Raw genomic sequence first — 16467 nt, forward strand, 5'->3', positions numbered from 1 at the left:
CATGAACTTTGTGATTGTAGGTACCAATTTTATCAGCGATACACTACTGAGTGCAGCCAAACAAATTGAACAATTCTCCTTGTATGGCGTTTGCTCTCGAGAGCAACAAACAGGCGAGTCTTTCCTTGCAAAGCACGACATGACAGACGCTAAAGTGTTTACCAATATTGAACAAGTATGCCAAGACCCATTAGTCGATGCCGTCTACATTGCGGCACCAAATAGCTTACACAAAGACTACGCGGTGTTGTGTTTAAAAGCCGGTAAACATGTTTTAGGTGAAAAGCCTTCGGCTGCTAATAGCAAAGAACTTGAGGCCATCATTCAAGCAGCAAAAACGCATCAACGCTTATACATGGAAGCGATGATGACCACACATTTACCAAATTTTGCGCGCTTAAAAAATGCCCTCACTAAAATTGGCGTACCTCGCAAATATATTGGTCAATATAGTCAGTACTCATCACGTTACGATAAGTATAAAAATGGTGAGCGCCCAAATACCTTTTTACCGGAGTTTGCTAACGGCGCATTAGTCGATTTAGGTATTTATCCGCTGTATATTTTACTCGCTTTATGGGGCGCGCCTCAGAGTGTGAAAGCCAGTGGTGTGTTACTTGAAACCGGTGTTGATGGCGCCGGCGATGTATTATTAAATTATGCCGATAAACAAGCAGTAATAAGCTATTCTAAAATCTCGCAAGGCGATAATTTTACTGAGATACAAGGTGAAAAAGGCCGTATTCGTATCGAAGCAGTCTCTTTATTAAAGCGTATGCAATATATTGGTAATGATGGCACGGTTGAAGAACTCTCTGAGCCATTTGATGAACACTTTATGCGCCATGAAGTAAGCCACTTTATTCAAGCAGCGAATGCAGGACAAATTGAGTCTTCAGTTAATACCCATACACTGTCAAAACAAGTTATGGCAGTACTTGATGAAGCACGAAGTCAGCTTGGTGTTGTGTATCCTGCAGACCAATAAATGTATTATTCAAGGGCAGTAGACACTGCCCTTGTCATTTTTAGCCCCCTTCATTACAAGCTTAAATAACGACCTCTAATTAACTTACCCGTAATTTTTATTGAAATTAGATTTTTGTACTATGGTTAATAATATTTACTTTCAATGAGAAGGGTAATATTTTGACTATTCGCTTTTTACTCAGAGCTGTTTTCGCAGCAACCATTACCCTTGCAGCAGGTTTACTCCTCATTATTCTATTTTTGCAATCAGGCCAAGATGAAAGTATGGAGTCGGCTCAACAGCGTTATGAACTAAGCCACCTTGCTAAATATTCAGCTGCAAATTCGATTCACCTAACCGAACTTGCTCGTCAACATGTTGTAACCTTAGATCCTCGCTATGAAGTTGAATACCATCAACTTGTGGACCAAATTCAAGGCAAAGCAGCTTGGCTTAATGGTGAAAAGAAAAGCTATGTTCAGCGTTTAAAGGCCTTTAATGTGGCTGCTGATGATTTAGCCCTCTTGCAAAAATCAAATGATTTATCACTCAAATTAGTTGAAACAGAAGAAAAAGCATTTAGCTTAGTCAGTGATTTACTTGGCCGAGATACCAATAACTTAACCGTCAGCGAGCATAAAAGATGGGTACAAGCTATTACGCTTTTAACCAACGATGCGTACATGGCCGAAGTTGAAAAAATTCAGCAACCCGTAAAAGCATTTTTAAGTTCAATCGAGGAAAAAAGTGCTGCAGAAGTTAAAAGCAATCACGACCGTGTTGTTACTTTAAGTTTAATTAGCACAGCTTTAGTCCTGACTATTATTGCTACCTTGATATTGTGTTACTGGCAATTAGAGAAAAAAGTGATTAAAGCAACCCATGCCTTAATTGATGAGGCTAAGCGTATCTCTGAAGGTGATTTATCTTGTTATATTGATCACAAAGCTGATGACGAAATAGGCAAGCTTGCGAGCAGCTTTAATATCATGGTTGATAAGCTGTCTCAGCTTCTTAAAGAAATACACAATCAATCAGAGCAAGCTCAAGTGGCGGCAAAAAGCTTAGATGAAATTTCACAACAAGCTAAATCCCTTAATGATATTCAAAGCCAAGCGATTGAGGTGATTTCAAGCTCTGTCTATGAAAACTCAACGGCCGTTAAAGAAGTATCTCAAAACTGTGCAGAAGCGGCAAGCAATGCCACCGCAGCTAATCAAAAAACCAAAGAAGGTCTACAGGTTGTGCAACAAGGTGTAAGCTCGGTTGAATCAGTGGCCGATACACTCACCAAATCACTAACAGACCTTAACCAATTGGAGGCCTCTGTAAATGAAGTCACGGTTATTTTAAGTGTTATCAGTAATATTGCCGAACAAACTAATTTATTGGCACTCAATGCCGCAATCGAAGCTGCAAGAGCGGGTGAGCAAGGCCGAGGGTTTGCCGTTGTTGCTGATGAGGTAAGAACTTTGGCTAGCCGTACGCAAAGTTCCACCCTTGAGATCCAAGATAAAATTGACTCATTACAATCGGCAACCAATGCTGTGACACAAAGGATACGATCAAGCGATAATCAAATTAAAGAAGCGGTGATAAATTCTGAAAAAGTGGGCCATATGCTCGATGAAATTAGCGTGCAAGCAAAAGCTATTTCTGATGCCAATATGACCATAGCTTCTGCATCTGAGCAACAATCTCAAGTGACCGAAGAAATCGCCCAGCGCTTAAACGAAGTACAAGACACCAGTCGAAAATCGCAGCAACAAACACAAAGCATTTCGGACTCATCGAGTAAGCTGGCTAACTTGGCAAACAACTTAAACGGGCAAATTAATCGCTTTAAATTAAGCTAGTCGCTGAGTAAACCAGCGACTAGCGATTAGTTTAAAATCGGTAAGTAACAGATGCACCGATAGTTTGCGGGTTAACCACAGCCACATAGCCTTGTGGGTAACGACCACTAACAGGTTCCTGTGAGGTATATGCTTCTTCATCTAAGGCATTGTTAATGAAAGCACTTATCAACCATTGTTCAGTATCATAGGTCATCGATAAACGCGTAATGGTGTAATCACCCGCAACGCGTTCTTCTGTGTTTGTTAAGTCGCCATAAAACTCATCAACATAATTGGCACTTAAATTCACTTTTAGACTATCGGTAAACCAATGCGACAGACCTAAACTTGCCGTTAACTCTGGTGCAGAGTTTAAGTCATTCCCGACGGCATCAGGAAAGGCTGATGATTCATCAATTTTAGTTTTCAATAAACCAAAGCCGCCATGTAACTGCCACTGATCGCCCAGCATGCTGTAAGCTTCAACTTCTAAACCATAGCTATGAGCATCTTCAATATTAGTGATTTTACGCTCAGAGCTTAGCGCTTGATAACCGTTAAAGTTATTGTAAAACACATTAGCACTTATATTTATGTCGCCATTATTGATTACGCTGCGCGAACCTACTTCATAGGTATTAACGGTTTCTTCGTCGTAGTAGTAATAATCTTCAGCGGTAAAATCGAGTGCGCCACCACCCGCGTTGTAGCCACGACGTGCACTGGCAAATAACGTTGTTTCGCCGCTAATATCATATTGAATCGCGAGCTTTGGTAAACGTATTGTGTGTGAATTATCAAGTTGCTCAACGAGCATATCACCACGAAATGCCATATTGAAATTACGTAATTGTTCTTCACGCTCAATACGCAGACCCGCTGTTAATGTTAATTCGCGGCTTAAGTTAAAGCTGGTTTCACCATAAACTGCGGTCGATTTACTGCTATCGTCGCCGTAATAGTTGGTTGCTCCCACACTTTCAAAGTCTTGGTCACGATCAAAGTAAGCAAGACCAATGAAGCCTGAGTAAAAATCGTTGCTTAAACCAAAGTTCAGTTTGGTATCTACAGTGATATTGCTCTCATCCATTGATACGTCAGATTCTGCGCTTTCAAGTGGCTCGTATGCTTCAAAGCCCCATTTGTAATCCATGTAAGCAACTAAAACATCTAACGAAAAATCATCGTTAATTTTGTAATCAACATTCACTTGCGTGGTGTCAGATTCAGTATCCATAATACGTTGATATAGCGGCTCATAATCAAATGGCTCATCCGCTAAAAAGTATTTACGACCCGAATTACCTTCTTCACTGTAAGTTGAATAAGTGAGCTGTACAGCAAGATCTTCGCTTGGTGTGTAAAGTAATTTAGCGCGCGTGCTGCTGGTATTTAACTTATTTAATTCACGATCAGTGGGGTTTGTTTCGTATACCGGCGGATTTGAAAATGTTTCGCCATCAACGTACTGAGTTGATAAACGAAATGCTAATACATCTTCAACTAACGCCCCTGATACCACTGCGGCAGTATCTAGGTAGCTATCTTGGTTGCGATAACCAACGCGCACTGCCCCTTCAAATTCTTGAGTAGGTGCTTTGGTTGTCATGTAAACAGCACCCGCAATACTATTACGACCATTACTGGTTGATTGCGGCCCGCGGTAAACCTCAATTTGTTCTACATCCCACAGACCCGTATCACCGGTTAAATCGGCTACAAACGGTTGGCTTACACCATCGATTAAGGTTGAAACACGAGCCTTTGAGCCACCACTAAATGAGTTAAAACCCGTTGCACCACCATTTCCAGACACGCCTCGCATATCTGGTACCGAGCCCGTTAAAACAACGACGTTCGCCATTTCTGATAGCGCTTCAGATATCGACGCAAGTTGACCGTTTTCTAAAAGCGACTTATCAACAACCGCCACTGACGACATGGTCTCTTTAAGTGACTTTTCTGTTTTTTCACCTGTAACAACAATGGTATCCATGGATTTTCGACTGCTTTGGTCGTCGTCAGCCCATGCTGAGCCTTGCGTAACAAGTAATGATGCAAGCATAACTTTGGTGAGTGAATTAAGTTTAAATGCAGTAGCCAATGTCCTTTCCCCGTAAGAGATTATTAGAATTAAACAAATTAAGTTTGATAAAAAAGCGCTAGGAAATTAACATAAGCTTAATGATATTGCAATTGAGTTTAGTTATCATTTACAATAAGATTTGACATCAGCTACAACTATAATCTTATGATCATTTTCACCGTTACCCTGCTTGTCGTTTTCGCTGTCAGTATTTTCTACTGCACCAGAAAGCAGCAGCGATATTTAAAAAAAACAATTAAAAAACAATGGCGATTACTTTCAATTGCGTTAACCGTTTGCGCATTCATTCTTGCCTTACAACAGTTTTCAACCACGGCAGCCGTGTTCTTCATCATCTTTAGCATCATGCTTATGTTGATGCTGATCCCTTTTGTTAGCCTGCTGCAAAGAAAAGGATAATTCATGACAAGCTCATCTAAACGCCAACCGACTTGGTTAGGAAAAACCCTAGCGGGTACATTTTTAGGGCTAGCACTCTCATTTATTTTCGTTGCTTTTTTTGCTTGGTATGGCCCAGGAGGCATTGATGCGCGCGATAAAGTGCAATTTAACATGTGGATGATCACGCCTGTTTGGCTAACCATTTTTAGTTTTAGTTATTTGTTTAATTCAGCAAAGCAAGCTTGGCTTGTGCTTGGCAGCTTAACTGTGCTGCTTTATGGCGTATTTTTTATGCTAAGGAGTGCATCATGAAAGTAAGATCAGATATCCTTCGCACCTATCAAGGTGTACATACATGGACAGGCATCATTGCAGGTTTAGTGCTGTTTATTGGTTTTTATGCGGGCAGTTTGACCATGTTTAAACACGAAATACAGCAATGGGCCACCCCTATTAAAGCCCCTAAAATCACCAGTTCTGATTATGACTACCAAACACTGATAGATACGGCGATTAATGAAAGAGGCGAGCAACTTGCTAAAGGCTTTAACCTTGATTTACATACCCAAGATGCGCCTCTTTCGTGGTATATCAAAGGCAATGCCCGAGGCATGGAGCTTGATAAACAACTTAACTTCGCACACCTAAATGCTGATGGCACTTTAAACATCAGCGCACAAACCGAAAACGAACTTGCCGATTTAGTTGATTATTTACACCGTACAGCAGGCTTTATAGGCGAAATTGGTCATGATCAATCTGGTGTTTATATTCTTGGCATTGCCTGTGTTTTATACTTTTTAGCTTTGGTCTCTGGGGTGATTATTTTACTGCCAACATTAGTTAAAACCTTTTTTGCACTGCGTAAAGAAAAAGGGCCTAGTCGATTCTGGCTCGATAGCCATAACCTTGTTGGTATAGCTAGTTTACCGTTTCATTTAGTCATTGCTTTTACCGTAGTGGTGTTTGCATTTCATGACTTTATTTATGGTGGCTTAGCGCAATTTTATGATGGTAAGCCACTGTTTCAGCGTCCTACGCCTGCGGCGCAAAGTTTTCATATTGAAAACTTACCACGCATTGATGAACAAGTACTCGCAGCGAAAAAATATGCCCCCGGCTATGAGCCAATCCATATTCGCTATAGTAATTTAAATTCAGCATCACCTTCTGCGGTGTTTATGATGAGTAACAATAATGCGGTAGTACGCGGCCCGGATACCGATTACTTATTTATGAACCCGTACACGCTAGAAGTGGTTAATTCAAGCTATCCGCAAGGCGAAGATGCAGTGTGGGGCAACATGGTTGCCAGTATTTTCTCACTCCATTTTGGCACCTATGGTGGAGATTGGGGTCGTTGGGGCTACTTTATTATGGGGTTACTAGGCGCCTTCTTATTCTATTCAGGTAACTTATTATGGATAGATAAACGCTTCAAAAAAGCTCCTAATAAACGCAGTACCTTGTTTATGGCAAAGCTCACTATTGGTGTTTGTTTAGGGTCTATGATAGCCGTTGCCTTCACACTCGTTGCTGCCAAATGGCTACCGACATTTGTTAGCAACACAAACTACGCCACCTTATACAGTTATTACGCCGCTTTTTTTGCTTTTGTGATATATAGCTTCTTAAAACCTGTAAAAAAGGTGACCATTGTTGGCTTTTACATGCTAGCAAGCCTATGTGCGTTAATGGTATTATCTACACTTGTAAAACTTGCCTCAAGTGACGTTAACACTCTCTTTTATTCTAGTTATATGGTTGATATTGTCGCTGCTATATTTGCTGCTATTTTCTTTAAAATGGCCAAACGCCAGCAACAAAAACAGACCACGCAAAACATCATGCCAGCCTTTGAACAAGCAAGTCGAGCTTAAGCATTCTGAGTATGGGTATCAAAGCAATTTGATACCCATAATTTTGCTTTATCGAAAATCTGTGTCCGTTTAACGAAAAACATTTCTTCTCCAATAAAACATCAGTAGAATCGCCGCAAACTTGAGCTATTAACTTTCATAAGGACAGTGATGCAGCGCACCATTCCACCGTTTTTTATTGCTGTTATTTGCGTGCTTCTCGCAATGGTTACCATTCAATCTGGAGCCTCTGTTGCAAAGCAATTATTCCCTTTAATTGGCCCTGAAGGCACCACAGCACTTCGCTTAGGTTTTTCAGCTGCTATTTTGTGTCTTGTGTTTAAACCTTGGCGCGCATTTCCACCTATTGGACAACGTATGCCAATCATCGTTTATGGCTTGAGTTTAGGTGGCATGAATATTCTGTTTTATTACGCGATTGAACGTATTCCTTTAGGGATAGGTGTAGCACTAGAGTTTACTGGCCCCCTTGCGGTTGCACTTCTTTCATCACGTAAAAAACGCGACCTATTTTGGGTAGCCTGCGCCATTGCTGGCATTATTTTATTGCTCCCAGATATGAAAGGTGAAGACAGCCTCGACCCTGTAGGTGTTATTTTAGCCCTTGCGGCGGGAGCGTGTTGGGCGTTTTATATATTGTTTGGCAAAAAGACCGGAAACCAAGGCTCAGGCGGAATGACTGTTGCCATGGGTATGAGCGTCGCCGCGATTGTACTTGTGCCTTATGGTGCTGCTTCTCAAGGAGTTGCACTATTGAGTTGGGAAGTATTACCGCTCGGTATTTTAGTGGCAGTCATGTCGAGTGCACTGCCCTATACCTTAGAAATGGTGGCACTACGTAATATGCCAGCACAAGGCTTTAGCATTATGATGAGTTTAGAGCCGGCGATTGCAGCATTGGCTGGCTTTATAATCCTAGGTGAGTTTTTAAGCGTATGGCAATGGCTAGCTATTTTATTAGTGATTACCGCTTCGGTTGGCAGCTCGATGTCGAGTAATAATAAATAAATTTTTCTAGGCGCCTCAGGGCGCCTATTTCATATCTGATTAGTAAACTCGCCTTTTCATACAGACAAAACTCTTCGACATAATTTGTTACACTTATTTGTATTAACATATCACTTTTGCGATGAATGGTGATGATAACTATTATCAGTTGTGATAACGTACCCGCCGATTGTTTCCTTATTGAAAACAATAACCCTATAAAATTTGCTAAATAACACGCGGAGATAAAAATGAAATTCACTCAGTTGCCTGTTGCAACCGCTATTCTTTGTGCACTGTACCCTCAAATCAGTTTTGCAGAGCAAACAACTGACATAGAGGCTAATCTCGAAAAAATCGAAATTGTGGGTATTCGACAAAACCGTATTAGTGAAGGAGCGACAGGTTTAGCACTAGAAATTGATGAAACTCCGCAATCAATCAGTGTGATCTCTGCTGAGCAACTAAAGAATTATTCCGCTTTTAACATTAATGATGCTTTACGCTTAGCACCTGGTATCAATGTTGAAGAATGGGAAACTAACCGTACCAACTACACATCACGTGGTTTTGAAATTAAAAATACACAAATCGATGGTGTTGGCTTACCGAATGACTGGGGTATCGTTACCGGCGCAATGGAAGCATACGGCTACGAAAAAATTGAAGTTATTCGTGGTGCCAATGGCTTACTCACAGGTGTAGGTAATGCATCGGGTACGCTTAACTATGTGCGCAAACGCCCTAAAAACGAAAACGGCGGCGAAATCGGTGTCTCTGTTGGCTCATGGGATTTTAAACGTTTACAAGCTGACTACTCACTATTATTAACCGAATCAGGTAGTTGGGCTGCTCGTTTTGTGGCTGCCGCAGAAGATAAAGAATCATATCTGGATGGTCTTGAGAACAATCGCGAGTTTTTCTCTGCGGTGGTAGATGGTCAGCTTACAGATAACTCAACGGTTACTATCGGTTACTCATATCAAGACGCAGATACCGATGGCAATACTTGGGGCGGCCTTGTTTATAACTACACAGATGGTACGCAAGCTAAATGGGATGTCAGCGACACAACCACTCAAGAGTGGACAATGTGGGACACCATTAACACCTCTGCATTTGTTGAATACAACTATGTTTTTGCAAATGCGTGGCAGCTTCAAGCGAGCTACAACTTCCGTGGTTTTGAAGAGCAAGACAAACTATTTTATGCCAGCGGCAGCATTGATAAGGACACCAATCTTGGCCTAAGTGGTTGGCCGGGTCGCTACGACAGCGAAGTGGATGCTGACTTATTTGAAATCAAAACATTTGGTGCCTTTGAATTGTTTGGTAAAGAGCACCAAGCAAGCTTTGGGGTAAGCCATGCAAAAAGTGATGATGTGATGTATCAACACCCGTTTGATTTTGCAAATACACCTGCTTATGGACCAACCCCTGCGTTCCCATACGATTTAGATGCGATCCTAGAACCTGATTGGTTAACACCGGTTCTGTATTCAGATATTGAACAAAAGCTAACCCGTTACTTTGGCTCTGCTCAATTAAATATTACTGATAAATTATTTACCGTGGTTGGTTTTAACGCTATTGAATTTGAACGCTCAGGTATGAATGCCGGTGCATCTATCGATAATGACGAGAGCGAAACTAGCCCATATATCGGTTTTACCTATAAGTTAAACGACGATTTAAACTTATATGCTAGTTACTCAGATATTTATCAGCCGCAAGAGCAAGCTGATTACAACGGCCAATACTTAGCACCTACCAAAGGCACTAACTTTGAAACTGGTGTTAAGGCTTCTTGGTTTGATGATGCCCTAATGACAACATTTGCCTACTTTACTGCAGAGCAAGATAATTTTGCGCAATACGCGGGCCTCACTGAAGATGGTATTTATTACTATGAAGGCGTGTCTATTGAGTCAGAAGGCTATGAATTTGAAGTCACTGGTAAAATCACCGACGCTCTGAATATCGTCGCATCTTATACACATATTGATGTAACAGATGAAAATGGTGATGACACCAATAAATGGGCACCTCGAGATGTTGTTGGTGTAACAGTGGATTATGCACTAACAGATGCAGTGGTTGTGGGTTTAAATGGCCGTTGGCAATCTAAAATCGAAAGTACTGATTACAATGTTAAGCAAGGTAGTTACGCGCTGCTAAACGCCTTCGCGCGTTGGAATATTAATGACCAAGTTGCAGTACAAGCTAACGTTAATAATATTACTGATGAGCAGTACATCAATAGCTTACAAACCGTGGGTTATTACGGCGCGCCAACAAACGGTAGCCTAACTCTGACTTATAAGTTCTAAACGCTGTTTAGAAAAAGTGTCGCCCGAATGGGCGACACACGGCTATTAATTAGGGCAATTACCTAATTCATAATACCCAGCACTAGTTTGCGCTAAGGTACTGGTATAAAAGGTGTTATAAAGCCCTAGGTTATCACCTGAGCCTACTGCATAGGCGTAAGAACCATTCGTGGTTGCGCGATTTGCTTGCACATGCGCATAGTTGCTTGAGGTGGTTTCGGTGCATTGGTAATCACCATTCGGTGTTGAGTCACACGCATCACCCACACCATCTGCATCACTATCTAGCTGATCACTATTGGCTACCAGCGGGCAGTTATCTAGGCTATCATCGACGCCATCGCTGTCGGAGTCATTCGTTTCACCATCAGGAGTGCTATCACACACATTGCCAATCCCGTCATTATCGTTATCGGCTTGATCAGCATTCGCTACATTCGGGCAATTATCTGCGCCGTCGAGCACACCATCGTTGTCTGCGTCATTAGCCGGTTCGGTGGTGGTTTTGCATGCCTGCAATGGCCCTGCACAACTTGAGTCATCATCAGCAATCCACTGACATTGATTTGTGCCCGCTGAATACTCGCGCATAGTAAAGGCAGCGGTACCAAACGCTAAATAACAGGCAGAGTAACCTTCACCCCAAGTAATATGGCCTTCGTTGATATGAAGATTGTAATCGCCTGTCACGCCAGCATCGATGACAAAGCTAATGCTATCTGTTGATGTCAGCAAAGTATCATCGCTGGCGGTGATCACTGCAGTATTATTGCCACCAACCAGATTGCATTGCTCAGCAAAGTACTCAAGCCCATTCACTGTAGCCGCCACATCACCATTACTAAAACTGACCACTACAGTACTTAAGTTTTGATTATCATCAATCACTGTGCCCGTTACTGTAGCGCACTGCCCGTTTACACTAGCCGCAGTATCACTCAGTACCGGTGCTGTAGCCGCAGGCTCTGGCCCTATACGTACCGTAAGATTAGCTTCATCACCTTGTTTCGCTTCGTTATCTGTGGCACTTACACGCACTTCATAAAGACCATCGCTAAGTGCGCTTGTCACCCCGCTAAAGGTATTATTCGCATCGACTTGCACGTTGAGTGACTCGATTAAGCTTGCCACGCCACCAGCTAGGCTATACACGTTAATATCAACATTCGTTACACTGCCTTCTGGGTCGATTGCACTGCCAGTAATGGTAAGCTGGTTATTACTGTCTGTGGCAGTTAAATTACTAATTTCAGGGCCAGCATTACGATCAACTCGTTTATTATTAGCCGCAAAGAACTCACCGAGATAGGTTGCAAAATTAATGCTGTTTGCTGCCACATAATCGCCAGACGCACCTTGCCCGCCCGACCACGAGTGATCCAAATTATTAAACCAAAGCATAGCAACACGATTGTCTTGCCAAAGTGACTGCTCAGCGGTACGTGTTGCATCATCACTTATTGTCGTCGTGCTTGAAAGTTGATTAACCCCATAAAGGGCAGCAAAGCCATCTGCGTTTTGCTGGTTGTAACAGGTATTGACTGTGGTATCGGCAGTACCATGACCAATCACCGCTATTTGTGTGGCAAAATGATCTTTATAACTGCCAGCATAGCTTTCACAGCGGGATACAAAGGTGCTTTCAGACACTGTTTCACAGGTCGAAATTGCCCCACTTGAACTTGTGCCGATGGTTGGCCCAGCGCTTGGTGCAACCCCGGCAAATACATCAGGCGCTACACAAGCCGTTTGTGCAGCCATTGCCGCCCCAGATGATAAGCCTGCGATATACACTTGTTTGGGATCAATATTACGCGTTGCATCAGCGCTCAATGTATTGGCTAAATTAATCAGATTTTTATAATCACCAGAGCTGCGATTTATTGCTCCTTGCCAATATGACCAGCAGCTATAGCCTGCTTTATTCATAGCATCAGGAACAGCTATTACCATGCCATGGGCTTCAGCTGCATCTTCAAGATTTGCAGTTAAATAATTATTAATGGGTTGCACGCAGCCATGTAGTACCAGCATCAAAGAATGGCCATTGCCTATGCTTGATTGCGTATCAGGAGTGTAAATATGAACATTATTAAAACCGCCAATGCTGACATTTTGCTGCCAACTCCCTGCAAAACTTGGCTGTGAGAAAATAGCAGCACAGAGCACTGCGAGCGGAGTAAACGGCGCTGACTTTCGTTTACATAATTGTGTTACTTTTTGCATATATCGCCTTTATAGTCGTTATCATTGTTGTCTGTCAGTTGATGACTAACTCAATGTAGTAGAACTATTTAAAAAGCGACCTATAACTATAGTGCTACACCCCTAATAAATTTCAATACCAAATAACCACCTTTGATTAATGCACTTTAGTGGATTAAAACAAAAAAGCGCTGCAGAAACCTGCAGCGCTTTTACTAAAACGAGTAACTCTTTATAAATTAGTATATCGTTAGCTTGATATTGTTTATTCCTCTTTCTGCCACAGGTCGACCTTGTGGGCCAAGGTGATGTGCAGCGTGGAACTTAGACCCTATTGCACTAATTCTGTGTAAGAAGCTAATTTCTTCACCATACTTAAGTGCTAATGTATTATCAGGACGCTCACCATCATCAGGCTGCATAACTCGCGCATATAGATCCGGAGTTGCAGTAGAGAAAGTGATTTCACTTTGCTCAGAGCTTAATGTAAGCCACTGAATATCTGAGAAGTACCCTTTAAACTCTGGTAATTCCCAACGCTCACCAGCAACCCCTTCATTATAATCATTTTCCCAAACAGAGTAGTTTACGCCCTCTAAGCGGTTAGCCCATACACGGTAGGGGCCATCACCTAACCAACGTTTATGCTCAATTGCTTTTTTCGGATAATTAAAACCAACACCATGAAGGATGTATTCACCGTCAAGCCAGTAATCAACATCCATTGATAAATGACCCTCTGGGTGAACAGTCCACGTTAGCTTAGTGATGCCTGCTGGCGGGTTCATCACTTCAATCACTAAATCATTAGCTATAATTTCAGACTTTAATTCAGTAGGCTTTTTATCTTGCTGCGCTTCTTTCTCAGCATTTGGATCATGAGTTAGCCATGAACCAATACCATTATAAACCCCTTTATTTTGTGAGTTATCAGAACGAAGAAGTTTAGGGCCATTTGTTAACGCCGCAGTTTGACCTTGCTTACTGTATGACTTTAATAGACCTGTTGTTGCGTCAAAAATAATTGTTCTATCAGCAGCCTTAACCGTTAACTCAGATTCGTTTTGACTAACAATCTGAGCAGGTTTAGTCGCTGATGCCTGATTTTCAAATTGCTCTTGAGTTAATTTTGCAAGTTTAGCTGCACTTTGGATAGGCCAAGCATCTGTCCAAATTGAATTCTGCTGCTGGTCAAAAAATTCAACCTCTAACCAACCATTTTGCTGCCAATTGTCAGGTAAGTTCAATTGTACTGTTCCTGTCGAGTCTGGCTTAATTGCAGGTAGTGTAGCTTTATTGCTCGCTATAAGCTGCTTTTTATCTGAAAACGCAGTCACTGGCTGATATAGACGCCATTCGAGCGACATAGTTGATAGATCAACAAAGTCATACAGGTTTTTAACTTGCAACTGACCGTCAAAAGAACCGGCAAGTAACTGGCCATTCTTTAAGTTTTCAACTTGGATTGGTGACCAAATCTCTTTAATTGTAAAAAAGCTCGCTTCTTTTTCACCATAAGGTCCAACAATACCATCTGGCGCATGGTTAAAGTCGGTATCAACACGGCCATTTTGATCTGTACGCTCAACACCTTCATCAGCAAACACCCATAGGAAACCACCGGCACCAACAGGAGTTGACATCATGAAGTCCCAAAAATCTCTCAAACCTGCACCATGGCCACCATCATACAAGCCATGTAAGAACTCGGTTGGGAAAAATACTTCATTACGGGCTTTTTTAGCTACTAGTTCCGAGTAAGTTGGGTAATGATCAGTATCGATATTACGGAACAACTCCCAAGGATGAAGAATTGGACGGTTTTGAATGTCATAAAGGTGATAATCATCATCAACATCGGTATTAAAACCGCCTTCATTACCGTTCGCCCAGAATAAAATACTTGGGTGTGCTTGGTCGCGTTTAACAAGCTGTGCAACGAGGCGTCTCGCTGATGGCGTATCAATAACTGGCTTTTGCCATGTGCCTAACTCATTAATAACATAAATACCGAGACGGTCTGCCGCTTCTAAAAAGTGCACATCGGGTGGGTAATGCGACATTCTAACAGCATTCATGTTCATGCTTTTCATCGTCTTAATGTCATCGATGCTGGCTTGTTTAGTCATAGTACGTCCAGTTGCTGGACGGAAGCTGTGACGGTTAACCCCTTTAAGGATAATTTTTTCGCCATTTAAATATAAGCCGTCATGTGGGCGTAATTCAAAAGTTCTAAAGCCAAAGGTTTTATCGAAACTATGTAGAGTTTTAGAGCCTTCTTTTAAATCAATACGTACTTGATATAAATTAGGCGTCTCGGCGCTCCAAAGCTCAGGAGAGTCCACGTTAGTTGCTAAGTTAACCTTGTTACCATTAAGTGTGGCATTAAACGTTTCACTTACTGGGTTACCATCTAAATCTAAAATTTGTGCTTCAACTGCAGAAGCATTTGATTTATCTAATCCTTCTATATAAACATCCATTTTAAATTCACCAGACGCTTTTGCATCTAATGAAACCCAATCAATATGAGATTGTGGCAAAGATTGTAAAAAGACTTGACGATAGATACCACCGAACACCCAGTAGTCTGCTGCGCGTTCTGCTGCTTCAATACTTTTGTTTGCCGAAACTTTATCTACCACAACCTTTAGCTCATTAGCTTCACCACTTTTTAAAAATGGCGTTATGTCATAGCTGAATCGATAAAAACCACCTTGGTGGGTTGGCCCCACTTGTTGTTGGTTCACAAACACAGTGGCATCTGTCATCACACCATCAAAAACAATTTCAATTTTGCGACCAGACCAATCAGCAGGTAGGGTAAAATCACGACGATAAATACCTTGTTCGCTATGTTTATCTGGGATGTAGCCGTAATCATAGTTACCAAAGCCTTGTTGCTCCCAGTTAGAAGGAACATCTATTTTGCTCCATTGACCACAGTTTTGCCCTTCACTACAGTAAAAGTCCCATTTCACCGCATCATCACTGCCAGTTCCGCTTAACATCATGATGTCTGTTTTAGCGTCATCATTAGGCTGAATATCAACACTTTGCTGACTATTACAGGCTACAACCAAGAAGCTCAAGCAAGCGATAAACGCATTTCTTAATATACTGGTTTCAAACCATGCAGGTTTGCTTATTAACCTTAGCTTTTTTTCAAGCCGGCCAAAATAATCCTTCCTCATATGTGTTCCTCTAACTGTTGAAATTATAATGTTTTTAGAAAATTTTAAGTCTACACAAGCTTATATTACCATTAATTATATACATATCATAATACAATTGCCACCGGTAGCATTTTGGACTTTACCCTCCTTGCGTGCATGTTTTACTCATCATGTTTGACGCCACAAAACTCCCTATAATATTAATTTTAATGAACAAATTAACGATTCTGTTTTTTATTTATTAGCTTGCACCAAAAAGAAATAAAGCTTTGCACAACAACAGAACAAACTATTCCTGAAGCAGAAAATAATACAAACCTCTATGTAACTACACACCTAAACTCTTTATTTGAAAATCATTAAAAATTTAACCCACTGATAATAAATGGTTTATTTTTAAAATAAGCAGAAATACGTAACAAATTATTAAAAAGAATATAATAATACTTAAACAACTAAATTTTCTGTGTTATAAAATTTAGGAGCGTGGTTAGGGGGATGAAGACAACACAACAAGCCTGGCATGCTTACTTGCGGTGCAACTATTTGGCTAAAAATGCCACCGGTGGCAAAAAATGCAGGGAAAATACACT

10 protein-coding genes and 1 pseudogene are annotated in these 16467 nt (G+C 41.4%); 7 read left to right on the forward strand and 4 right to left on the reverse strand.

Annotation, left to right across the window (positions count from 1 at the left end; genetic code table 11):
- Position 1: 1 nt before the first annotated feature.
- Complete coding sequence (locus tag KQP93_RS17815; RefSeq protein WP_217877186.1) at positions 2-988, forward strand: Gfo/Idh/MocA family protein; 987 nt, start codon at positions 2-4, stop codon at positions 986-988.
- A 161-nt stretch (positions 989-1149) separates the two neighbouring features.
- Entirely contained in the window at positions 1150-2826 is a 1677-nt protein-coding gene (locus KQP93_RS17820; protein WP_217877187.1) for a methyl-accepting chemotaxis protein, read from the forward strand.
- Between the two features lie 31 nt (positions 2827-2857).
- Here the strand turns inward: KQP93_RS17820 and KQP93_RS17825 are convergent, their stop codons facing one another.
- On the reverse strand, positions 2858-4873 hold the full coding sequence (locus KQP93_RS17825; protein WP_217877455.1) for a TonB-dependent receptor: 2016 nt from the start codon (positions 4871-4873) through the stop codon (positions 2858-2860).
- A 186-nt stretch (positions 4874-5059) separates the two neighbouring features.
- On the opposite strand from KQP93_RS17825, the gene KQP93_RS17830 reads away from it, so the two are divergent.
- The 5 genes from KQP93_RS17830 to KQP93_RS17850 all read left to right on the forward strand — a co-directional run bounded on the left by KQP93_RS17830 (position 5060) and on the right by KQP93_RS17850 (position 10493).
- Entirely contained in the window at positions 5060-5314 is a 255-nt protein-coding gene (locus tag KQP93_RS17830; protein WP_217877188.1) for a hypothetical protein, read from the forward strand.
- Between the two features lie 3 nt (positions 5315-5317).
- The gene (locus KQP93_RS17835) at positions 5318-5608 is read left to right on the forward strand and encodes a hypothetical protein (protein WP_058584702.1); all 291 of its coding nucleotides are present in this window, start codon (positions 5318-5320) and stop codon (positions 5606-5608) included.
- Positions 5605-7176, forward strand: coding sequence for a PepSY-associated TM helix domain-containing protein (locus KQP93_RS17840; protein WP_217877189.1), 1572 nt, complete (start codon positions 5605-5607; stop codon positions 7174-7176). Before KQP93_RS17835 ends, KQP93_RS17840 begins: the two co-directional genes overlap by 4 nt.
- A 150-nt stretch (positions 7177-7326) precedes the next feature.
- On the forward strand, positions 7327-8184 hold the full coding sequence (locus tag KQP93_RS17845; protein WP_217877190.1) for an EamA family transporter: 858 nt from the start codon (positions 7327-7329) through the stop codon (positions 8182-8184).
- A gap of 230 nt (positions 8185-8414) precedes the next feature.
- Positions 8415-10493, forward strand: coding sequence for a TonB-dependent siderophore receptor (locus KQP93_RS17850; protein WP_217877191.1), 2079 nt, complete (start codon positions 8415-8417; stop codon positions 10491-10493).
- Positions 10494-10538: 45 nt separating this feature from the next.
- On the opposite strand, the gene KQP93_RS21680 is transcribed toward KQP93_RS17850, so the two are convergent.
- The 3 genes and pseudogenes from KQP93_RS21680 to KQP93_RS17865 all read right to left on the reverse strand — a co-directional run bounded on the left by KQP93_RS21680 (position 10539) and on the right by KQP93_RS17865 (position 15892).
- On the reverse strand, positions 10539-10958 hold the full coding sequence (locus tag KQP93_RS21680; RefSeq protein ID WP_440590169.1) for a thrombospondin type 3 repeat-containing protein: 420 nt from the start codon (positions 10956-10958) through the stop codon (positions 10539-10541).
- Positions 10941-12719, reverse strand: a pseudogene (locus KQP93_RS21535) (extracellular catalytic domain type 1 short-chain-length polyhydroxyalkanoate depolymerase); the annotation flags it as partial. The gene KQP93_RS21680 and the pseudogene KQP93_RS21535, both read right to left, overlap by 18 nt.
- A 218-nt stretch (positions 12720-12937) precedes the next feature.
- Complete coding sequence (locus KQP93_RS17865) at positions 12938-15892, reverse strand: glycoside hydrolase family 2 protein (RefSeq protein WP_217877192.1); 2955 nt, start codon at positions 15890-15892, stop codon at positions 12938-12940.
- Positions 15893-16467: the final 575 nt, after the last annotated feature.

Source organism: Pseudoalteromonas shioyasakiensis (assembly GCF_019134595.1).
Classification (GTDB): Bacteria; Pseudomonadota; Gammaproteobacteria; order Enterobacterales; family Alteromonadaceae; genus Pseudoalteromonas; species Pseudoalteromonas shioyasakiensis_A.